The sequence below is a fragment of the Variovorax sp. MSC1_012 genome, assembly GCF_023667525.1.
Taxonomy (GTDB): domain Bacteria; phylum Pseudomonadota; class Gammaproteobacteria; order Burkholderiales; family Burkholderiaceae_C; genus Variovorax; species Variovorax beijingensis_B.
This window is the reverse complement of the sequence record NZ_CM174443.1, coordinates 3,883,778-3,905,106: the sequence shown is the minus strand read 5'-3', so window position 1 is coordinate 3,905,106 and position 21,329 is coordinate 3,883,778. Positions and strand designations below refer to the sequence as shown.

Below are 21,329 nucleotides of genomic sequence, written 5' to 3'. Positions count from 1 at the left end.
TAGGGGAAACGCTACTGGCAAGCTGCTTTCAACTCGCCGAAGCTGTTATGACATGAAGTCCAACATATTGATCGGCGTCGACATGGGCTCGAGCAGCCTGAAAGCGCTGGCCCTCGAAGCCGCGAGCGGCCGCACCGTCGCCTTGTCCCGCATGCCCCTGCCGCACGACCGGCTGCCTGGCGGAGGCTGCGAGGTGGGCGCGCCCGCGATCCGCGCCGCGCTGACGCATGTGCTGCGTGATGTCGCCCACCAGCTCGGCCTGCGTGCGGCCGAGGTCCGCGCCATGGCCTGCACCGGCCACGGCGCCGGCCTCTACGCGCTCGATGCCGGCAACCAGCTCGTCGGCGGACGCGCCGTCGCCTCCACCGACCAGCGCGCCGATGGCCGGGCGCACGCGCTGGCCGCGAGCCACGGTGCGCAGTTGTTCGAGGACGTGGGCTGCAGCCCCTGGCCCGGACAGCCCACGGTGATCGCAGCCGAGCTGCTGGGCGCGGATGCGGTGCAGCGCGGTGGACTGCACCGCCTGCTGTTCGCCAAGGACTACCTCGGCTTCCTGCTGACCGGCCAGATCGCCACCGACGCCAGCGATGCGAGCACCGCCGGCCTGGTGTCGCTTGCCACTGGCAGCTGGTCGCGCGCGGCCTTCGAGGCCTCGGGCATTGCGGATCTCGGCGCGCGCGCCTTCGGCCCGATCGTGCCGAGCGGCACCGTGATCGGAAAGCTCCTGCCCGCCGAGGCCGCGCTGTGCGACCTGCCCGCAGGCATTCCGGTGGCGATGGGCGCGATCGACCTGCTCGCCTCGATGACCGCGGTCCGTGCGGAAGGGCGCGGCCGCGCGGTCTCGGTGTTCGGCACCTGGTGCGTGAACGCGGTCATCGGCCCGGTGATGGCGCCCAAGCCCGCCGTTGCCGCCATCGTGAATTTCGGCCGCAGCAACGCGCGGCTCTACATGGAGAACAGCCCGTCCTCGATGGCCAACATCGCCTGGCTGGCCGGCGCGCTCGCGCTGCCCGATGCGCGCGCGGTGGTCGACCTGGCCATGACGGTGCCGCTGGGCGCCAGCGGCCTGCGCTTTCTTCCTTTCGTCAACGGCGGAGGCGACGTGGCCGCCGGCTTCGTGGGCCTCAAGAGCCATCACACGCGCGCCGACATGGCCCGCGCCGTGGTCGATGCCGTGGCGGCGCTGCATGCGCGGCACACGGCGCGCCTGGCCGCGGCCGGCCTCGCGGTGGGCCAGACGACGGTGCTCGGCGGCGGCGCGGGCGATGCGCGCCTCGTGCGGCTGCTGGCGTCCCTTCTGGGGCGCCCGGTCGAACGCTGCGCCGATGACGAGACCGGCGCACGCGGCGCCGCGATCTACGCCGCCATGTCGCAGGGGCTGGACGACGCGTCGCAGGGCAGCGCACTGCTCGCGCCCTGCGACGTGATCGAGCCCGATGCGCGCGAGGCCCGCGCCCATGCGGATTTCAATGCCGGCTTCAACGAACTGATCGACAGCATGTCACCTGTATTCACCCACCTCGCGGGCGGTGCCGAATGAGCGCCTGGCAACTTCCCTTCGTGCGCCCGGCCTCGCTGGCAGGCCGCCATTTCTCCACCGTGATCGTGGGCGCCGGCATCAACGGCGTGGGCGTGTTTCGCGACCTTTCGCTGCAGCGCGTCGACTGCCTGATCGTCGACAAGGGCGACTTCGGCGCCGGCGCCAGCAGCGCGCCCTCGCGCATGATCCACGGCGGCCTGCGCTACCTGGAGAACGGCAGCTTCTCGCTGGTGGCCGAAGCCACGCGCGAGCGCAACCTGCTGCTGCGCAATGCGCCGCACCTGGTGCGGCCGCTCAAGACGGTGGTGCCGCTCGCGAGCTTCTTCGGCGGCCTGATGAGCAGCGCGCTCAAGTTCTTCGGCCGCACGCCGCCGCAGCGCACGCGCGGCCTGCTGGCGGTGGCGCTGGGCCTGCGGCTCTACGACATCCTGGGGCGCCGCCAGCGCGTGATGCCGGGGCATCGCATCAGCCGCGTGCCGTCGGCCGACCGCGGCCTGTTCCGTGCGGCCATCCGCTGGACCGCCACCTTCTTCGATGCGTGGATCAGCCATCCCGAATGGCTCATCCTCGAGCTGATCGGCGATGCCTGCCGCGACCAGCCGCGCTCCGCGGCCGCCAACTACTGCCGCGTGATGGGCTGCGCGGGCAACATCCTCACCTTGCGCGACGAGATCACCGGCGAACTCGTGCGCGTGACCGCCGACACGGTGGTGAACGCCACCGGCGCCTGGCTCGACCGCAGCGCGGCCGTGCTCGGCGGCGCCGGCCCGCGCGTGATGGGCACCAAGGGCTCGCACCTCGTGCTCGACCATCCCGCGCTGCGCGATGCGCTCGACGGCCGCATGGCCTACTTCGAGGCGGTCGACGGGCGCGTGTGCATCGTCTATCCCTTCCTCGACCGCGTGCTGGTGGGCTCCACCGACATCCCGGTCGAAGACCCGGACCAGATCGTCACCGAGCCGGCCGAGGTCGACTACCTGATCGACGTGCTGCGCGAGGTCTTTCCGAACATGGCGTTCGGGCGCGGCGACGTGGTCTACACCTATGTCGGCGTGCGGCCGCTCGCGCGTTCGGAGGCCGACAAGCCGGGCCAGATCTCGCGTGACCATTCGGTGGTGGTCGATCCGCCGAACGCGACGCGCGACATCGCCATCGTCGGCCTCGTCGGCGGCAAGTGGACCACCTTCCGCTCGCTGGCCGAGGAGGCCACCGACGAAGTGCTGCAGCTGCTCGGCCGCTCGCGCACCGCATCGACCGAGCTGCTGCCCATCGGCGGCGGCGCGGAGCTGCCGGCCGATGCGCTGGCGGCCGACCGCCTCGTAGAGAAGATGATGGCCGCCTGCGGCATCGACCGCGCACGCGCGCAGACGCTGCTCGGCCGCTATGGCTCCAAGGCGCTGCCGCTCGCGCAGCGCCTGGCGGCCTCGGACGACGTGCCGCTGCAGCATGCGCCGGACTACTCGGCCGCCGAGCTTTCCTACCTGTGCCTCGAAACCGGCGTGGTGCATCTCGACGACCTCGTCATCCGACGCACGCTGCTGGCCATTCGCGGCCTCGTCACCGATGCCGCGCTTGCCGAGATCGCGGGCGTTGCGGCCGAGGCGCTGGGCTGGGACGCCACCCACGCCCACAACGAGCTGTGCGCCTGCGCCACCGCGCTGCGCGAGCGGCACAACGTGCGCCTGCACCCGGTGGTGGCCGGCGAGGCACCTTCTTTCGATGCATCATTGATGGCCAGCTCAGTCCTCGGCCAAGCCTAAAAGTGAACAGTCCCAACGACATGTCGACCGTGCTCGACCGCAATTCCGAATCGCCGCTGTGGGCGCAGTTCCGTGACGCCATCCGGCTGCAGATACTGCAGGGCGTGCTGCCCATCGGCGCCAAGCTGCCTTCGGAGGCGGAGCTCGGCGAGCAGTTCGGCATCTCGCGCATCGTAGTGCGCGAAGCCTTGGCCGACTTGGTGCGCAACAACCTCATCTACAAGATCAAGGGCCGCGGCGCTTTTGTATCGGCGCGCGAACGCGATGAAGATTTTGTTTCCACCGTGCTCGGCTTCTCCGACGAGATGGAGCGCAAGGGCCGCTCGGTGCGCACGCAGATCCTCGCACAGGAATTGCGCGCGCCCACCGAGCATGAAGCCGCATCGCTGGGCCTGGCCGACGACACGCAGGTAGTGGCCCTCAGGCGCCTGCGCAGCGTGGATGGCGAGCTGCGCCTCCTGGTCGAGACGGCAGTGCCGGCGGACCTGGCGCCGGGCCTGCACCGCGCGCGCCTGGAAGACCGCTCGCTCTACGACGTGCTGCGCCGGCAGTACGGGCTGCGCCTGGTGCGCGCCGAGCGCTGGATCGACGCGGTGCTGCCCGATGCCGAAACCTGCAGGCTGCTCGACCTGCCGCAGCCCGAGCCGCTGCTGCGCATCGAGTCGATTGCCTACGGCGCCAACGGCCGGCCGCTGGAGCACTACCGCGCGCTGCACCGCTGCAAGACGAGCCGCCTGCACGTGCAGACGACCACCTGATCTTTCTTCAGGCCGTGGCGGCGCCGCGCGAGGGCCAGAGCACCGAGGCAATGGCCACCATCATCAGCGCGACGGCCACCCAGTCCTGCCAGTGCACCACCTCGCCGAGCCACACCGCGCCGCTGAACACGCCCAGCACCGGAATGAACATCACGCTCAAGGTCGAAGCCACCGGCGGCAGGCCGCGCGCCAGGTAGAACCATGCGGCGTGCGCAAAGCCGAAGATCAGCACCGCGTTGTAGGCGATCGATCCCCAGGTCACGGTGCCGGGCCAGCGCCATGGGTCGCGCTCGAACAGGAGCGAGAGCACCGTCATCACGACGGCTGTCATCGCCGTCATCCAGAACGACAGCGTGAGCGTCGGCAGACCGATGCGCGAGTGGCGCAGCAGCTGCGTGCCGAGCGCCCAGGTCGCGGCCGCCACCAGTGCGAGCGCCACGTAGCCGGGCCGCCCCGCAAGGTCGGTGAGCTCGTGCCACAGCAGGAGCCCCACGCCGATCGCGCAGGCGCCCACGCCGATCCATGAGCGGCGCGTGAGCACGGCCGAGAACAGCAGCGCGCCGATCACCGCCGAGAACACCGGCATCGTGTAGCCCAGGATCGCGGCGCGCCCGCCCGAGAGCGCCTTCACCGCCAGGATGATGCAGGCGTGCCAGATGAACATGTTGGTGGCGCCCAGCCAGACCAGCTCCGGCCATGCGCGGCGCGGCACGCGGAACGGCACCTTCATCCATGCCAGCGCGAGCCCCAGCACCGGCACGCCGAGCCAGATCGAGATCGCGCGGAAGGCCAGCGGCGGATAGTCCGCCACGCCGAGCTTCATCACAGGCCAGTTGAGGCCCCATGCAAGCGTGAGGAGAACGAGCAGGGCGAACTGGCGCGGCGTGAAGGAAGGCATGGGCCGCGATTGTGGCGCGGCCCGCGCATTCGTGCTGAAGAGGTGCGGGCGCGCGCTACAGCAGCCGCTTGAGGTAGCGCCCCGTGTGGCTCGCCTCGTTGGCCGCGATGTCTTCGGGCGTGCCTTCGCCCACCACCGTGCCGCCGCCGGCGCCACCTTCGGGGCCCATGTCGATCAGCCAGTCGGCCGTCTTGATGACGTCCAGGTTGTGCTCGATCACCACGATGGTGTTGCCCGCGTCGCGCAGCTGGTGCAGCACCTTGAGCAGCAGCTCGATGTCGGCAAAGTGCAGGCCGGTGGTCGGCTCGTCGAGGATGTAGAGCGTGCGTCCCGTGTCGCGCTTGCTGAGTTCCAGCGCGAGCTTCACGCGCTGCGCCTCGCCGCCCGAGAGCGTGGTGGCCGACTGGCCGAGCTTGATGTAGGACAGGCCCACGTCCAGCAGGGTGCGCAGCTTGCGCTCGATGGTGGGCACGGCCTTCAGGAACTCGTGCGCGGTCTCTACCGTCATCTCGAGGATCTGCGCGATGTTCTTGCCCTTGTAGAGCACCTCGAGCGTCTCGCGGTTGTAGCGCTGGCCGTGGCAGACCTCGCAGGGCACGTACACGTCGGGCAGGAAGTGCATCTCGACCTTCACCACGCCGTCGCCCTGGCAGGCCTCGCAGCGCCCGCCCGCCACGTTGAAGCTGAAGCGGCCCGGACCGTAGCCGCGCTCGCGTGCGGTGTTGGTCTCGGCCATCAGCTCGCGGATCGGCGTGAACAGGCCCGTGTAGGTGGCCGGGTTGCTGCGCGGCGTGCGGCCGATGGGGCTCTGGTCGACGTTGATGACCTTGTCGAAATACTCGATGCCCTCGACCGACTCGTGCGCGGCCGGCTCCTCGTGCGCGCGGTAGAGCGTGCGCGCCACGGCCGTGTAGAGCGTGTCGTTCACGAGCGTGGACTTGCCGGAGCCCGAGACGCCCGTCACGCAGGTGAGCAGGCCGACCGGGAAGGCGACGCTCACGTTCTTGAGGTTGTTGCCCGTGGCGCCGACCACGCGGATTTCCTGCAGGTCGGTCTGCGAGGCGAGGTGCGCCGCTTCGCGCGCGGCACGCCGCTCGGCCGCGGGGCTCTGCGGAAAGCGCGAGGCCTTCTTGCCTTCGTTGAAGGCCGGCTTCTTCACGACCGGCAGCCACGCAGTGCGGCGCCTGGGCACTTCGATCTTCTTCGTGCCCGACAGGTACTGGCCGGTCAGCGAATCGGGGTTGGCGGCCACCTGGGCATAGGTGCCCTGCGCCATCACGCGTCCGCCATGCACGCCCGCGCCCGGGCCCATGTCGATCACATGGTCGGCCGCGTGGATCATGTCCTCGTCGTGCTCGACCACGATCACGCTGTTGCCGATGTCGCGCAGATGCTTGAGCGTGCCGATCAGCCGGTCGTTGTCGCGCTGGTGCAGGCCGATGCTGGGCTCGTCGAGCACGTACATCACGCCCGTCAGGCCCGAGCCGATCTGCGAGGCCAGCCGGATGCGCTGCGCCTCGCCGCCGGAGAGCGTCTCGGCGCTGCGGTCCAGGCTCAGGTAGTTCAGGCCCACGTCGTTCAGGAACTTCAGGCGCAGGCCGATCTCGCGCACCACCTTGTCGGCGATGTCGGCCTTGGCGCCGCGCAGCTTGAGCGTCTGGAACCAGGCGAGCGAATCGCGCAGCGTGAGGTGGCTGAGCTCGAAGATGGCCATGCGCGGTGGCTCGCCGCCGTCCGCGGAGCGGGCCGATTCATCGACCAGGAACACGTTGCGAGCTTCAGGCCGCAAGCGCGAGCCGCCGCAGTCGGGACACGGCTGCAGGTTGCGAAAGCGCGCGAGGTCTTCGCGCACCATCACCGAATCGGTCTCGCGGTAGCGCCGCGTCATGTTCGGGATGATCCCTTCGAAGGGATGCTTCTTCGTGAGCTTCTTGCCCGCGAAGTTGCCCGATTCCATGGTGTAGTTGAACTTGATCTCCTCGGCCGCCGAGCCGTGCAGCAGCACCTGCTGCACCGAGGCGGGCAAGGATTCGAAGGGCGCGTCGACGTCGAACTTGTAGTGCTTGGCGACGCTCTCGATCATGCTGAAGTAGTAGCCGTTGCGGCGATCCCAGCCCTTGATGGCGCCGCTCGCGAGCGAGAGCGACGGAAAGGCGACCACGCGCGCCGGGTCGAACACCTCGCGGTGGCCGAGGCCGTCGCAGCTGGGACAGGCGCCCACGGGCGAGTTGAACGAAAAGAGGCGCGGCTCCAGCTCCGACAGCGAGTAGTGGCAGATCGGGCAGGCGAACTTGGCGTTGAACAGGTGCTCCTTGTCGGGCGCGCCCGCAGCGCCATCGGCGCTGCCTTCCGGCCTTGTGCCCAACTCCAGTGCGATCGCGCGGCCCTCGGCCAGCCGCAGCGCGGCCTCGAAGCTCTCGGCCAGGCGCTGCTGCATGTCGGGGCGCGCGCGCAGCCGGTCGATCACCACGTCGATGTCGTGCTTCTCGGTCTTCTTGAGCTTGGGCAGGTCGTTGTATTCGTAGGTCTGCCCGTCGACACGGAAGCGCACATAACCCGCGGCCTGCATTTCGGCGAAGAGTTCGAGGAACTCGCCTTTTTTCTCGCGCGCAACGGGCGCGAGGATCATCAGGCGCGGCTCGTCGGGAATGGCCAGCGTGGCATCGACCATCTGCGAGACTGTCTGCGCCTGCAGCGGCAGGTGGTGCTCGGGGCAGTAGGGCGTGCCGGCGCGCGCATAGAGCAGGCGCAGGTAGTCGTGGATCTCGGTCACCGTGCCCACGGTGGAGCGCGGGTTGTGGCTGGTGGCCTTCTGCTCGATGCTGATGGCGGGCGACAGGCCCTCGATCACGTCGACGTCGGGCTTGTCCATGAGCTGCAGGAACTGCCGCGCATAGGCCGAGAGGCTTTCCACGTAGCGCCGCTGGCCTTCGGCATAGAGCGTGTCGAAGGCCAGGCTCGACTTGCCCGAGCCCGACAGGCCGGTGATCACCACCAGCTTGTTGCGCGGAATGTCGAGGTCGACGTTCTTCAGGTTGTGGGTGCGCGCACCGCGGATGCTGATGCGCTGCTGCGCGAGCACCGCGCCGAGGTAGGTGTCGCGTTCGAGTTCCGCGTCGCGCGCGCGCTGCGCGTCGTCGTCGGCGGCGTATTCAATGGCTTTGGAATTCAAGGGGGCGATCGTCCGAGGGCAACCGGACATGATAGTCCGGGCGGCATTTCATGGCGAGCGGGCGGGTTGCGGCGGTTTTACGGAAGCGGCGCTTCGAAAGGGGTCCGGCCGGCCGGCATCGGGCACAATCTAGGGTTCTCTTCCTCCTTCTCCTTCATCTACTTATCAGGGGCAGTGCATATGGCATCGGTCAACAAAGTCATCGTCGTCGGCAATCTGGGGCGCGACCCCGAAATGCGTACCTTCCCGAGCGGCGACCAGGTCGCGAACGTCACCGTGGCCACCACCGATCGCTGGAAAGACAAGCAAAGCGGCGAAATGCGCGAAGCCACCGAATGGCACCGCATCGTCTTCAATGGCCGCCTGGCCGAAATTGCCGGCCAGTACCTGCGCAAGGGCTCGCAGGTGTACGTCGAAGGCAGCCTGCGCACGCGCAAGTGGACCGACAAGGACGGCATCGAAAAATACACCACCGAAATCCGCGCCGACCAGATGCAGATGCTGGGCAGCCGCCAGGGCCAGGGCGGCCCCTCGGGCGGTCCCGAGGACGACGGCGGCTACTCGCAGGGCGGCGGTGGTGGCGGCGGCTACTCGCAAGGCGCCGGCGGTGGTGGCGGCGGCGGCGGCGGCGGTGGCGGCTATGCCCCCCGTGCACCGGCCGCGGCACCGCGCGCTCCGGCGCCGGCACCGCGCCAGGCTCCGGCCAAGTCGTCGTCGGGCTTCGACGACATGGACGACGACATTCCGTTCTGAGTTGAATCGCACCGTGGCTGAAGCCGTTCCATCGCTGCTTCAGCCGCGCGGCTTGCCGGGGGCGCAGCTGCTCGCGGCAAATGTTTCCTGAGCCGGACCGGGCAGGCCGCACGCGGATGAGCCTCGCATCTGCGCGCCGGCTGCTCGAACATTTCTCCAGATACCGCTTTGCATCGTTCTGGGCGAACGTGGTGCTCGCCGCGTCCGTGGCGCTGCTGGTGGCCATGGCCGCCTTTTTCGGCACGACCGACGCCGCGCAGCACAACGCGGCGCTGCACCTGACGCAGGCCGATTGGCAGGTGCAGGACGCACCCGGCTTCCGTGCGCTGCCGCTTGCCGTGGACAGCAAGGCCCTGCCTTCCGCCTGGCAGCCGGTCGAGTTGCCGCTGGCCCTGCCCATTGCGCTGCTGCGCCAGGCCGACGGCAGCGTGTCGACCGGCGCGACCCGCATCACCTGGCTGCGGCTTTCCACACGCGGCCTGCCCGACACGCCGGCGCCGCTCGCGCTCTATGGGGCGCGCATCAAGACCGACGGCACCATCGCGGTGTATGCCAACGGGCGGCTGGTCCACCGCGCGCAGGTGCAGGGCCCGCTGTGGAACAGCACCCGCACGCCGCTGTGGGTGCTGCTGGGCAAGACGACCGACGGCGAGCCGTTGAACGAGATCCTGGTGCGGATGGAGCACACGCGTGGCGCGCAGGTGGCGGTTTCATCGCTGTGGCTGGGCCCCGTCGAAGCGCTGGAAGTGCGCCATCGCACGCGGCAGTGGCTGCAGCAGGAGCTGCCGGCCATGCTCAGCGCGGCCTTCATGGCGGTGGGCGTGTTCGCGCTGTTCGTGTGGTTCAGGCGCAGCCACGAAACCGGCTACCTGCTCTTCTTCAACCTGGCGACCACGTCCTTCCTGCGCAGCCTGCATTTCTCCGTCGGCGTTCCGATCGCCAACGACTGGTTCGCCTGGCTCACGGTCAACTCGCTGTTCTGGCTGGTGGCGGTGGTGCACTTCGCGCTGCGCCAGTTGCACGGCCGTCCGCTCAGGTGGCTGACCTTTGCGGTGGTGGCATGGACGGCGCTGATCGGCGTGCTGACGCTGCCGGGCCTGGCGATATTGAGGAACACGCCGCAGGTCACGCCGCTGATCTACCTCGGCGCGGCACTGATGGGCGCCGCCGTGGCGCTGGTGGGCGGCGTCAGCGCCTGGCGCCGTTCCAGCGAGGGGCGGCTGGTGGCGGTGGGCATCGGCATGTGCGTGCTGCTGGGGGTGTCCGACTGGCTGCTGCAGAACAATTTCGTGAGCCCCGAGGGCTGGTACCTGGGCGCCTACACCAATGCGGTCACGTTCAGCGTGTTCGGGGTGATGCTGTACCGGCGCTACGTCAATGCCATTGCCGAGGTCGAGCGGGTCAATGCCAGCCTGGCCCAGCGCCTTGCGGCGCGCGAAGCCGAGCTCGAGCTCAGCCACCAGCGGCTGCGCGAGGTCGAGAGGAAGCAGACCATCAGCGACGAGCGCCAGCGCCTGATGCAGGACATGCACGACGGGCTGGGCTCCTCGCTGATCAGTGCCATCCGCTCCGTGGAGGGCGGCAGCATGAGCGACGACAAGGTTTCGCAGGTGCTCAAGAGCTGCCTGGACGACCTCAAGCTCACCATCGATTCGATGGAGCCGCTCGAGGACGACCTGTTGCTGCTGCTGGCCACGCTGCGCTACCGCCTCGGCCCGCGGCTCGAGAGCTCGGGCGTGGCGCTGCAATGGCAGGTGCAGGAGCTGCCGGCGCTGGGCTGGCTCGACCCGACCAGCGCGCTGCACATCCTGCGCATCGTGCAGGAGAGCATCGCCAACGTGCTGCGCCATACCCGCGCCACCGAGATCCGGGTGGGCACCGAGCGCCAGGCATCGGGCGTGCGGGTGAGCATCGAGGACAACGGCCAGGGCTTCGACGTCGAGAAGGCCTTGGCCGGCGCCGGCGGGCGCGGCATGCAGAACCAGCAGCGCCGGGCGCTGGCGGTCGGGGGCGAGGTCTCGTGGCGCTCGGGGCCGGGAGGCACGCTGTTCACGCTCTGGCTGCCGCTCAAGCGCGGCGGGCGGGCGGCGTAGCCAGGCCGGGGTTCAACCGGCGTCGGCGTGGCCCGCGTATTGGGGCAGGTTGTCGGTGATCGTGAACCAGGGCGCCTTCGAGCCCACGAAGATGTGCGCGCGCGGTCGGATCGAAGGGTCGTCGGCCAGCGTGCCCAGGGTCACGTGCACGAACAGGCCGTCGCGCACCACCGAGTAGAGCAGCGAGCCGCAATGGCAGCAGTGCACATTGCCGGCGTCTTGCTCGCCGAAGACCAGGAGTTCATCCTGGCCTTGCGCAAGGGCCAGCTTGTGCCGCTCGATGCCGGCGAAGGGCTTGAAGGCCGATCCGGTCGCGCGCCGGCAGTCGGCGCAGTGGCAGTTCAGCGCATAGGCGAACTCGTCGGCCACGGTGTAACGAACGGCGCCGCAGAGGCATTGGCCGGCAAGCGTGCGGGGGGCCGCGTTCTCGGGGCTGCTCACCGGACTGTCCATCGAACGAGAGGCAGCGGCTCAGCCCGCCAGACCCACGAACACGTTCTGCACGTCGTCGTTCGCATCGATGGCCGCGAGGAACACTTCGACCTCTTCGAGGTGCTCCGCGCTGAGGCTGGCCGGATCGACCGGGTTCTTGGGCTTGTAGCCCAGCTTGGCCGACAGCACGGTGAAGCCCTGGGCCGGCAACGCGCGGCTCACCAGGTCGAGGTCGGTCGGGTCGGTCAGGAACACCGTGGCGCCGCCTTCGCCGGCCGCCTCGAAGTCCTGCGCACCCGCTTCGATGGCGGCAACTTCGGCATCGGCATCCGCACGCGAGGGCTCGGCCTCGATCATGCCCACATGGTCGAAGTCCCACGACACCGAGCCCGAGGTGCCGAGCTGGCCCTTGCGGAACAGCACGCGCATTTCAGGCGCGGTGCGGTTCACGTTGTCGGTCAGGCACTCGACCATCACGGGCACCTGGTGCGGCGCAAAGCCTTCGTAGATCACATGCTCGAAGTGCACCGCCTCGCCCGTGAGCCCCGCGCCCTTCTTGATGGCGCGGTCCAGCGTGTCCTTGGGCATCGAGACCTTGCGGGCCTGCTCCACCACCAGCCGCAGGCGCGCATTGGAGGCCGGATCGGCGCCGCTGCGCGCGGCCACCATGATTTCCTTGGCCAGCTTTCCGAACAGGCGGCCCTTGGCATTGGCCGCCAGGTCCTTGTGCTTTGCTTTCCACTGTGCGCCCATGGCTGATGTTCCTTGTGTTGTGTGTGGCTGGATGGGCCGTTTGGGGCAGCTACTTTAGCCGCAGCGCTTGAGGGCGGCAGTTTTTTCCAATCCGCGAAGGCCGGTGCCTCCGTGGCCCCGGCTCCTGGCCTTTGGCGGTGGGATTGTTTCCTTTCCGTGAACGCCGTGGTTCCTTTTGCTAAGGGTTTTTACGTAGAAGACGGCGCACAATTCATCTCACAGACCGGCCCCCAAGCCGATCTGGGTGAACAGGGCCCCGAGCGAGGTGGCCGCCCCCCAGAAGAGGGGCGGTGACCCACCCAAGACCGGTTCGAAATCATCCAAAGTCAAAACTGAACTGAATTGAAGGAAATCAAAATGACCGCCTCGAAGATCCTCTCCGCCGTTGCTGTTGCCCTCATGGCCGTCGCCGGTGCCGCCCACGCCGAAACCTACGAAGGCGTGCATCAGCTGACCTCCGCCGCCAGCCGCGCCGACGTCGCCGGCCAGGCCGTGGTTGCCGCGCACAGCGCCAACCCGTACGCCACCGGTGCCAATGCAGGTCCGGCCCAGGTGCTCGTTTCGTCGAACAGCCGCGACGCGGTCCGTGCGGAAGCCGTGGCCGCCGCACGCAGCGCCGATCCGTACGCCGAAGGCGCCTCGTCGGGCGTGGCCCCGATCGTCGCGAGCACGGTGGACCGCGCCACGGTGCGCGCCGCAGCCCGCGCCGCGGCCCGCGGCGACGCACTGCCGCTGTAAAACGGCCCCGGCGCTCGGCGAGCGCCAGTCCTCAAAAAGCCGGTCATGCGAAAGCATGGGCCGGCTTTTTGCCGTGCTGGCCGGCCCGGACGCGGTGGCCGCGGCCCGGGCGTGGTTGTGGTTGATTCGCCACGCAGGCCAATGCTTTCACCTTACAAATCGGCCGCCGCCTCCACGGGCGGACACCGAGCTTGGGCCGCAGCCCGGTACGATGGTGCCCGCCGCGGCGGGGCTGGCCGACGCGGCTTTGATGGCCTCCCATCCGCAAGATACCCACAACGTGAGCTGCACCCTGGTTCTGAAAGACGCTGCCGGCCGCCTTGAAGCCGATGCCTTCGTGTGCCTGGCAGGTTGAACCGAGCCCGCATGGCCCTCACGCTCGACCCCGAAGACACGCGCGCACGCATTCACGGGCTCGCGTGGTGCGGCTTCTACCAGGACGGCGACATCGAATGGATGATCACCGACGAGTACCTCGACCCCGACGAGCTCACGGCCGAAGACCGTGCCTGGGTCAAGGCCGAGGCGGCGCGCGCCTGCGCCGCCAAGCGCGCCGCAGAGGCTTCCTGGCCCGCCCAGACCGAATACGACCGGCTCGAAGCGGTGTTCGCCCAGTTGCGCAGCGAGAAGATCATTGCGCTGCACCGCGCCGGCAACTCGCTGGCCGACGGCCATGACGACGTGCGCGAGCAGTGGCGCGCCGCGGGCCGGCTCGCCTCGGGCATCCGCGGCTGCTGCTTCTATCACGCGCAGGATCTCGACGCCGCCGTGCGCACCGGCCGCCTCTACCTGGCGTTCAGCGGCGGCATGATTCCCGAGATCGACCAGCGCGAGGCCAACACCGTCGCAGTCGGCCGGCGCATCGTCGAGCTGCTGCGCGCGGCCGGCTTCGGAGCCCAGTGGAGCGGCAACATCAACGAGCGCATCGAGGCCGACCTGGGCCAGTGGCGCAAGCGAAGCCCGTAGCCGGGCCACGGCCAGCCCTAGCAGAGCGCGCAATGGCTTGCATGAGCAGGGATCGCCGGATCGCGCCATCATCCGGCCCATGATCCCGTTCTCGATCCTCGACCTTTCCCCCATCACCGAAGGCAGCGACGCCGCGCAGTCGTTCCGCAACTCGCTTTCGCTCGCGCAGCACGGCGAAAAGCTGGGCTACCGGCGCTACTGGCTCGCGGAGCACCACGGCATGCCGGGCATCGCGAGCGCGGCCACCGCGGTGCTGCTCGCCTACGTGGGCGCCGGCACCTCGACGATCCGCATCGGCGCCGGCGGCGTGATGCTGCCCAACCATTCGCCGCTGGTGATCGCCGAGCAGTTCGGCACGCTGGAGTCGCTGTATCCGGGGCGCATCGACCTGGGTCTGGGCCGCGCGCCCGGCTCCGACCAGCGCACGGCGCGCGCGCTGCGCCGCAACCTCGAATCCGATGCCGACCAATTTCCGCAGGACGTGGTCGAGCTCATGGACTTCATGTCGAAGGCGCCGCAGCAGCCCGTGCGCGCGGTGCCGGGCGCGGGACTCGAGGTGCCGGTGTGGATCCTCGGGTCGAGCACCTTCGGCGCCCAGCTGGCTGCGCACCTCGGCTTGCCCTATGCCTTTGCCTCGCACTTCGCGCCGCAGCAGCTGATGCAGGCGATCCAGATCTACCGCGAGACCTTCAAGCCGTCGGCGCAGCTGCAGAAGCCCCATGTGATGCTGGGCTTCAACGTGTTCGTGGCCGACACCGACGAAGAGGCTGAATTTCGCGCCACCTCGTGGCAGCAGGCCTTCGTGAACCTGCGCAGCGGCCGGCCGGGGCGCCTGCCGCCGCCGGTCGAGGGCTATCGGCAGAAGGTTGGCCCGGCCGAGAACGCGCTGCTCGATTCGGTGCTGTCGTGCTCGGCCGTGGGCTCGCCCGCCCGCGTGCGCGAAGGCGTGCAGGCTTTCATCGAGCGCACCGGCGCCGACGAACTGATGATCACTTCGCAGGTGTTCGACCACGCGGCGCGGCTGCGCTCCTACGAGCTCTTGGCCGGCCTGCGCAGCCAGGCCTGATTCCCCCACGCCGGCCGCCCGGGCGCCGGGCTGGGACAATGGCGGGCTTATGGCAAAGCAACGGATCGTGGTGGGACTGAGCGGCGGGGTCGATTCCGCGGTCACGGCGCACCTGCTCAAGCAGCAGGGGCACGAGGTGGTCGGCATCTTCATGAAGAACTGGGAAGACGACGACGACAGCGAATATTGCTCGTCGAACATCGACTTCGTGGATGCCGCCAGCGTGGCCGATGTGCTGGGCATCGAGATCGAGCACGTCAACTTCGCGGCCGACTACAAGGACCGCGTGTTCGCCGAGTTCCTGCGCGAATACAAGGCCGGCCGCACGCCAAACCCCGACGTGCTGTGCAACGCCGAGATCAAGTTCAAGGCCTTCCTCGACCACGCGATGCGCCTCGGGGCCGAGAAGATCGCCACCGGCCACTACGCGCGCGTGCGGCTGAACGAGGCCACGGGCCGGCACGAACTGCTCAAGGGGCTCGACCCCTCCAAGGACCAGAGCTATTTCCTGCATCGGCTGAACCAGGCGCAGCTGTCGAAGACGCTGTTTCCCGTGGGCGAGCTGCACAAGACCGAAGTGCGCCGCATCGCGGAAGAGATCGGCCTGCCCAATGCGAAGAAGAAGGATTCGACCGGCATCTGCTTCATCGGCGAGCGGCCGTTCCGCGAATTCCTCAACCGCTACATCTCGAAGGAGCCGGGCCCCATCAAGGACGACCGCGGCCGCAAGCTCGGCGAGCACCAGGGCCTGAGCTTCTACACGCTGGGCCAGCGCCAGGGACTGGGCATCGGCGGCGTCAAGGAAAAGGGCGCGCAGCGCGGCTCGGGCGACCATTCGCCATGGTTCGTGGCACGCAAGGACGTCGAGAAGAACACGCTCTGGGTGGTGCAGGGCCACGACCATCCCTGGCTGCTGTCCTCGGCGCTCGCGGCCGGCGACGCGAGCTGGGTCTCGGGCGAGGCGCCCGCGCCGGGCCGCTACGGCTCGAAGGCGCGCTACCGCCAGGCCGATGCGGCCTGCGAGCTGGAAGAAGGCGGCGCCGAGGCCGGCTTCAGCCTGCGCTTCGGCGAGCCGCAATGGGCCGTCACGCCGGGGCAGTCGGCCGTGCTCTACGACGGCGAGCGCTGCCTTGGCGGCGGGGTCATCGTCTAGGGCCTGCTAACGCTATGGAAGGGAAGCTCGCCACAGCCCGCCCCTCGGTGTTGCGTTCCTTGCGCGTGCGGACGCACGCACGGCGTCACGCGCCTTGATGGGCGGGCTGTGGCGAGCTTCGCGACCCCTTCCATAGCGTTAACAGGCCCTAGGTCAGCGCACCGATTCGTGGACGTGGATCAGGTCGAGCGGATACCGCTTGCCGGCCAGGTGGTCCTCGACGCACTGCAGCAGCAGCGGGCTGCGGTGCCGCGGCACGCAGGCGCGGATCTCGTCGGCGCTCATCCAGACCGTGCGCACGATGCCTTCGTCGAGCGCGCGCCCCGCTTCCTGCGCACCGAGCGTGCCGGCAAAGGCAAAGCGCAAATAGGTCACGTCTTCCTTGCTGCCGGTTCGGTGGCTCGAGCGCGCCATGTAGATGCCGACCAGCGCGGTGGGCGTGAAGGCGTGGGCGGTTTCCTCGAGGGCTTCGCGGGCGCAGCCTTCGATGGGCGATTCGCCCGGGTCGAGGTGGCCCGCCGGGGTGTTGAGCCTGAGCCCCTGGGCGGTGTGTTCCTCGACCAGCAGGAAGCGGCCGTCCTGCTCGATCACGGCGGCCACGGTGACATTGGGTTTCCAGCGCGGAGTCGTCATGGTCTTGGGCTCTTGATTCAACGCAGCATGTAGCCGCTGAAGCGCCAGATGCGGTCGCGATCGAGATGGAAGCTCACGAGTTCGCGCAGGGTGCCATCCGGCTTGTTGCTGAAACGGGTCTCGTACTCGATGCTGACATACTGGCCGGCCGTTTCGGCATCAGGGTCGGCCACGGCCCGGCGGTTGACCGCCACCCAGGTGCGCTGCAGCGGCGCGCCCAACGGCGAACGGCTGCTGGAAACCTTGGCGGCGAAGTCGGCGCGCGCGATGCGCTTGCGGGTGGCGGCCGTGGCGCCGTCCCAGAGTTCGCCGGTCTTGCCCTGGTCGATCATCCGGATGGCCTGCATGCCGCCCTGCACCATGTCGCTGGCTTCCACGTCCTGCGCGGCGGCCGTGCCGAAGGCGCCCCAGCACAGTACGGCGGCCAGCAGCAGCCTCGTGAGAACTTTCATCGGCTTCATTCCTTGTGAGGCCCACAGGAGCCCGAAGCCGTTTGGAGCCCGTATCGGGGCGGAGATTCCCCGGCGAGCCTCAGCGCACGAGGCTGTCGGGGTGCGTGCTGGCGTCGACCACTTCGAGCCGGTAACCCAGCCCATAAATGGCCAGCAGCAGGAAGCCGCTCGAGGGCCCGAGGCCCAGCTTGGTCCGCAGGCGGGAGACGTGGGTGTCCAGCGACCGCGACAGCGCCGCCGTGCCAACGCCCCACACCGCCTCGTGCAGGTGCTCGCGCGACAGCAGCCGGCCGAGGTTCTGGAACAGGAACAGCGCAAGCGCGTATTCGCGGTTCTTCAGCTCGACCGTCGCGCCATTCACCTTGAGGACGCGCGCGGGCGGGTAGAAGTGATAAGGGCCGAACACCAGCTCGGTCTCGTGCTGCGCAGGATAGGACCGGCGCAGCAGCGCATTGACGCGGGCTTCGAGCTCGGTGGCGCGAACCGGCGCGACCATGAAGTCGTCGGCACCCGCATTGAGTCCTTCGACCACGGCGGTCTCGTCGCGCGTGGTGGTCACGAAAAGAATGGGCGCGCGGCTTCGCAGCTCGTTGCGGGCGGTCGTCACGAGCTCGATGCCGCGCATGTCCGGCGGGTTCCATTCGAGGATCAGAAGATCGAAGGTTTGCCGGCGCAGCGCCTGGAGCAAAGGACGCCCTTCGGTGTACGAGTGACATTCGTGGCCGAGCCCCGACATCACCTGGGCGATCAGCTGAAGCTGATCGGGCTCGTGATCAAGTACTGCAATACGCATTCCATCCCCTTCTTCCTGCCGAATGTGCCTCTGCGGGCTTTCGAGTGAAAGAAGTGTATCTATCTGCGTCTTGTGAAAAAAGCCTTCGCGTAACTAATGCACGAAATGAAGGTATCTTTCTTGAAGTTGATGTCAATTGCAAACAAATGCGTGCTAGTTGACGACAAGGGTTGCCGGACGCCGATGGTGGACAGCCGGGCCCCTCGAAGCGCGGGTCTCGGGTGCCGGGGAAACAACCGATGTACGGGTGTGCCCGTTGCGATGCCGCTGGCTTCGCTACCATTTATATAGCTACACATGCAATGACTACGGTCATCAAGCCGCGAACAGGCGGTGGATTTTGGCGACAGCGCAGCCGTAATCTTGCTGTAAGCTCTGGCCGCGTTCCCGTATTGCCCTTGCCCTGAGGAGATCTCTATGCTGATAGGCGTGCCTGCCGAGACAATGGCCGGCGAAACCCGCGTGGCCGTAACGCCCGAGACGGTGAAGAAACTGGCCGCTTCCGGGCACACCGTGCGCGTGCAGTCCGGGGCCGGCATTGCAGCCAGCGTCACCGATGCCGCCTACCAGGCCGCCGGGGCCGAAATTACCGACGCGGCGGGCGCCTTCGGGGCCGACATGGTGCTCAAGGTGCGCACGCCCAGCGATGCCGAAACCGCGCTCATGAAGCCTGGCACCGTGGTCATCGGCATGCTCAACCCCTTCGATGCGGCCGGCCTGCAGCGCCTGGCCACGGCCGGCCTCACGGCCTTCGCGCTCGAAGCGGCGCCGCGCACCACCCGCGCCCAGAGCATGGATGTGCTCTCGTCGCAGGCCAACATCGCCGGCTACAAGGCCGTGATGATCGCGGCCGACAAGTACCAGCGCTTCTTCCCGATGCTCATGACCGCCGCCGGCACCGTGAAGGCGGCGCGGGTGGTCATCCTGGGCGTGGGCGTGGCCGGCCTGCAGGCCATTGCCACCGCCAAGCGCCTGGGGGCGGTGATCGAGGCCTCCGACGTGCGCCCGAGCGTGAAGGAGCAGATCGAATCGCTCGGCGGCAAGTTCATCGAAGTGTCCTACGACACCGACGAAGAGAAGGAAGCCGCGGTCGGCGTCGGCGGCTACGCCAGGCCCATGCCCCCGAGCTGGCTCGCGCGTCAGCAGGTCGAGGTGGCCAAGCGCGTGGCGCTGGCCGACATCGTCATCAGCACCGCGCTCATTCCCGGACGCGCGGCGCCCACGCTCATCACCGAGGACATGGTCAAGGCCATGAAGCCCGGCTCGGTGATCGTCGACATCGCGGCCGGCAAGGGCGCCGATGGCGTCGGCGGCAACTGCCCGCTGTCGGAGGCCGACAAGACGGTGGTCAAGCACGGCGTGACCATCGTGGGCGAGACCAACCTGCCGGCGCTGGTGGCGGCCGATGCGTCGGCGCTCTATGCGCGCAACGTGCTCGACTTCCTCAAGCTGATCGTCACCAAGGAGGGCGGCCTGAAGATCGACCTCGAGGACGACATCGTCGCCGCCTGCCGCGTCGCGCAGGACGGCCAGGTCACGAAGCAATAAGCGGTCACGCGAGGAGAAGAAATCATGGATCCCGTTTCCCATACCGTCATCAACCTCATCATCTTCGTGCTGGCCATCTACGTGGGCTACCACGTGGTGTGGACCGTCACGCCCGCGCTGCACACGCCGCTGATGGCCGTGACCAACGCGATCTCGGCCATCGTGGTCGTGGGCGCCATGCTGGCGGCCGCGCTCACCGAAACCCCCCTGGGCAAGACCATGGGCGTGCTCGCGGTGGCGCTCGCGGCGGTGAACATCTTCGGCGGCTTCCTGGTCACGCGGCGCATGCTCGAGATGTTCAAGAAGAAAGAGAAGAAGGCCGCACCCAAGGCCGAAACGGGAGGCTCCCAATGAGCATGAACGTCGTCACGCTGCTGTACCTGGTTGCCAGCGTCTGCTTCATCCAGGCCCTGAAGGGCCTGAGCCATCCCACCACGTCCATCCGCGGCAACCTCTTCGGCATGGCCGGCATGGCCATCGCGGTGGTCACCACCGGCGCGCTGATCTACAAGCTGGCCGGCGGCCAGCTCACGGGCCTGGCCTGGGTGCTGCTGGGGCTGGTGGCCGGCGGCGGCTACGGCGCCTACCGCGCCAAGACGGTCGAGATGACCAAGATGCCCGAGCTGGTGGCCTTCTTCCACAGCATGATCGGCCTGGCGGCGGTGTTCATCGCGGTCGCGGCCGTGGTCGAGCCATCGGCCATGCTCGAAGGCATCGCCAAGGGCGCGCCCATTCCCGCCGGCAACCGGCTCGAGCTGTTCCTGGGCGCGGCCATCGGCGCCATCACCTTCAGCGGCTCGGTGATCGCCTTCGGCAAGCTGTCGGGCACCTACAAGTTCCGGCTGTTCCAGGGCGCGCCGGTGCAGTTCGCGGGCCAGCACATGCTCAACCTGGTGCTCGGCCTGGCCATGATCGGCCTGGGGCTGGTGTTCATGTTCACCGAAAGCTGGCCGGCCTTCTTCGCGATGCTGGCGCTGGCCTTCGTGATGGGGGTGCTCATCATCATCCCCATCGGCGGGGCCGACATGCCGGTGGTGGTGTCGATGCTCAACAGCTACTCGGGCTGGGCGGCCGCGGGCATCGGCTTCAGCCTGAACAACGCGATGCTGATCGTGGCCGGCTCGCTGGTGGGCTCTTCGGGTGCGATCCTGAGCTACATCATGTGCAAGGCCATGAACCGCTCGTTCTTCAACGTGATCCTGGGCGGCTTCGGCGGCGAAGCAGTCAGCGCGGCCGGCGGCGCGAAGGAGCAGCGCCCGGTCAAGAGCGGCAGCGCCGACGACGCGGCCTTCGTGCTGGGCAATGCCGAGACGGTGGTGATCGTGCCGGGCTACGGCCTGGCGGTGGCGCGCGCCCAGCATGCGGTGAAGGAACTCGCGGAGAAGCTCACCCACAAGGGCATCACCGTGAAGTACGCGATCCACCCGGTGGCGGGACGCATGCCGGGCCACATGAACGTGCTCCTGGCCGAGGCCGAGGTGCCCTACGACCAGGTGTTCGAGATGGAAGACATCAACGGCGAGTTCGGCCAGGCCGACGTGGCGATCATCCTGGGCGCCAACGACGTGGTGAACCCGGCCGCCCTCACCAAGGGCAGCCCGATCTATGGCATGCCCATCCTGGAGGCCTACAAGGCCAAGACGGTGATCGTGAACAAGCGCTCCATGGCCGCGGGCTACGCGGGCCTGGACAACGAGCTCTTCTACATGGACAAGACCATGATGGTCTTTGGGGATGCGAAGAAAGTAGTGGAAGATATGGGCAAGGCCATCGAATAGGCCCAAGGTCCGCACCGCGCGCAGTGCGGGTCAGATCATCACC

20 protein-coding genes are annotated in these 21,329 nt (G+C 68.4%); 13 read left to right on the top strand and 7 right to left on the bottom strand.

What is annotated here, in order from left to right:
- The first annotated feature begins 52 nt into the window (after positions 1-52).
- Genes L1081_RS18320 through L1081_RS18310 form a run of 3 tightly spaced genes read left to right on the top strand, consistent with a single transcriptional unit; the run spans position 53 to position 4,058 of the window.
- Complete coding sequence (locus tag L1081_RS18320) at positions 53-1,540, top strand: FGGY family carbohydrate kinase (RefSeq protein ID WP_489413449.1); 1,488 nt, start codon at positions 53-55, stop codon at positions 1,538-1,540.
- Positions 1,537-3,300, top strand: coding sequence for an FAD-dependent oxidoreductase (locus L1081_RS18315; RefSeq protein WP_489413448.1), 1,764 nt, complete (start codon positions 1,537-1,539; stop codon positions 3,298-3,300). The genes L1081_RS18320 and L1081_RS18315 overlap by 4 nt, the downstream gene beginning before the upstream one ends.
- A 20-nt stretch (positions 3,301-3,320) precedes the next feature.
- A complete protein-coding gene (locus L1081_RS18310; RefSeq protein ID WP_489416813.1) occupies positions 3,321-4,058 on the top strand; it encodes a UTRA domain-containing protein in 738 nt (245 codons plus the stop codon).
- Between the two features lie 7 nt (positions 4,059-4,065).
- Here the strand turns inward: L1081_RS18310 and L1081_RS18305 are convergent, their stop codons facing one another.
- Both L1081_RS18305 and uvrA read right to left on the bottom strand, forming a co-directional pair.
- The gene (locus tag L1081_RS18305; protein ID WP_489413447.1) at positions 4,066-4,956 is read right to left on the bottom strand and encodes an EamA family transporter; all 891 of its coding nucleotides are present in this window, start codon (positions 4,954-4,956) and stop codon (positions 4,066-4,068) included.
- 55 nt (positions 4,957-5,011) lie between these two features.
- Positions 5,012-8,158, bottom strand: coding sequence for an excinuclease ABC subunit UvrA (gene uvrA / locus L1081_RS18300; RefSeq protein ID WP_489413446.1), 3,147 nt, complete (start codon positions 8,156-8,158; stop codon positions 5,012-5,014).
- A gap of 150 nt (positions 8,159-8,308) precedes the next feature.
- On the opposite strand from uvrA, the gene L1081_RS18295 reads away from it, so the two are divergent.
- Together L1081_RS18295 and L1081_RS18290 are read left to right on the top strand one after the other, a co-directional pair.
- On the top strand, positions 8,309-8,881 hold the full coding sequence (locus L1081_RS18295; RefSeq protein ID WP_489413445.1) for a single-stranded DNA-binding protein: 573 nt from the start codon (positions 8,309-8,311) through the stop codon (positions 8,879-8,881).
- Positions 8,882-8,997: 116 nt separating this feature from the next.
- Complete coding sequence (locus tag L1081_RS18290) at positions 8,998-10,974, top strand: ATP-binding protein (RefSeq protein WP_489413444.1); 1,977 nt, start codon at positions 8,998-9,000, stop codon at positions 10,972-10,974.
- 12 nt (positions 10,975-10,986) lie between these two features.
- Here L1081_RS18290 and L1081_RS18285 read toward each other — a convergent pair whose 3' ends face one another.
- Together L1081_RS18285 and L1081_RS18280 are read right to left on the bottom strand one after the other, a co-directional pair.
- The gene (locus L1081_RS18285; RefSeq protein WP_526025436.1) at positions 10,987-11,415 is read right to left on the bottom strand and encodes a GFA family protein; all 429 of its coding nucleotides are present in this window, start codon (positions 11,413-11,415) and stop codon (positions 10,987-10,989) included.
- Between the two features lie 30 nt (positions 11,416-11,445).
- Positions 11,446-12,159 (bottom strand): YebC/PmpR family DNA-binding transcriptional regulator, encoded by a 714-nt coding sequence (locus tag L1081_RS18280; protein WP_369649685.1) that lies wholly within the window; start codon positions 12,157-12,159, stop codon positions 11,446-11,448.
- Between the two features lie 357 nt (positions 12,160-12,516).
- Between L1081_RS18280 and L1081_RS18275 the strand changes: the two genes are divergently transcribed.
- From L1081_RS18275 to mnmA, 5 genes are all read left to right on the top strand, one after another.
- Positions 12,517-12,897, top strand: coding sequence for a helicase SNF2 (locus L1081_RS18275; protein ID WP_489413442.1), 381 nt, complete (start codon positions 12,517-12,519; stop codon positions 12,895-12,897).
- Positions 12,898-12,952: 55 nt separating this feature from the next.
- Positions 12,953-13,252, top strand: a complete 300-nt coding sequence (locus L1081_RS18270; protein ID WP_489413441.1) for a hypothetical protein — start codon at positions 12,953-12,955, stop codon at positions 13,250-13,252.
- Between the two features lie 11 nt (positions 13,253-13,263).
- Positions 13,264-13,863 (top strand): DUF6891 domain-containing protein, encoded by a 600-nt coding sequence (locus L1081_RS18265; RefSeq protein ID WP_489413440.1) that lies wholly within the window; start codon positions 13,264-13,266, stop codon positions 13,861-13,863.
- A gap of 79 nt (positions 13,864-13,942) precedes the next feature.
- Positions 13,943-14,929, top strand: a complete 987-nt coding sequence (locus tag L1081_RS18260; protein ID WP_124958470.1) for an LLM class flavin-dependent oxidoreductase — start codon at positions 13,943-13,945, stop codon at positions 14,927-14,929.
- A 49-nt stretch (positions 14,930-14,978) separates the two neighbouring features.
- On the top strand, positions 14,979-16,082 hold the full coding sequence (mnmA, locus tag L1081_RS18255; RefSeq protein WP_489413439.1) for a tRNA 2-thiouridine(34) synthase MnmA: 1,104 nt from the start codon (positions 14,979-14,981) through the stop codon (positions 16,080-16,082).
- A 153-nt stretch (positions 16,083-16,235) separates the two neighbouring features.
- Here mnmA and L1081_RS18250 read toward each other — a convergent pair whose 3' ends face one another.
- The 3 genes from L1081_RS18250 to L1081_RS18240 all read right to left on the bottom strand — a co-directional run bounded on the left by L1081_RS18250 (position 16,236) and on the right by L1081_RS18240 (position 17,960).
- Complete coding sequence (locus L1081_RS18250) at positions 16,236-16,715, bottom strand: NUDIX domain-containing protein (RefSeq protein WP_489413438.1); 480 nt, start codon at positions 16,713-16,715, stop codon at positions 16,236-16,238.
- A gap of 17 nt (positions 16,716-16,732) precedes the next feature.
- A complete protein-coding gene (locus L1081_RS18245; protein WP_489413437.1) occupies positions 16,733-17,167 on the bottom strand; it encodes a DUF4019 domain-containing protein in 435 nt (144 codons plus the stop codon).
- Between the two features lie 79 nt (positions 17,168-17,246).
- Positions 17,247-17,960: a winged helix-turn-helix domain-containing protein gene (locus tag L1081_RS18240; protein WP_489413436.1), complete on the bottom strand. Its 714-nt coding sequence runs from the start codon at positions 17,958-17,960 to the stop codon at positions 17,247-17,249.
- A 417-nt stretch (positions 17,961-18,377) separates the two neighbouring features.
- On the opposite strand from L1081_RS18240, the gene L1081_RS18235 reads away from it, so the two are divergent.
- Genes L1081_RS18235 through L1081_RS18225 form a run of 3 tightly spaced genes read left to right on the top strand, consistent with a single transcriptional unit; the run spans position 18,378 to position 21,286 of the window.
- Entirely contained in the window at positions 18,378-19,508 is a 1,131-nt protein-coding gene (locus L1081_RS18235; RefSeq protein WP_489413435.1) for a Re/Si-specific NAD(P)(+) transhydrogenase subunit alpha, read from the top strand.
- Between the two features lie 24 nt (positions 19,509-19,532).
- A complete protein-coding gene (locus tag L1081_RS18230; protein WP_489413434.1) occupies positions 19,533-19,862 on the top strand; it encodes a proton-translocating transhydrogenase family protein in 330 nt (109 codons plus the stop codon).
- Positions 19,859-21,286 carry an NAD(P)(+) transhydrogenase (Re/Si-specific) subunit beta gene (locus L1081_RS18225; protein ID WP_489413433.1) on the top strand — a complete coding sequence of 476 codons (1,428 nt, stop codon included), beginning with the start codon at positions 19,859-19,861 and terminating at the stop codon, positions 21,284-21,286. Before L1081_RS18230 ends, L1081_RS18225 begins: the two co-directional genes overlap by 4 nt.
- Positions 21,287-21,329 lie beyond the last annotated feature (43 nt).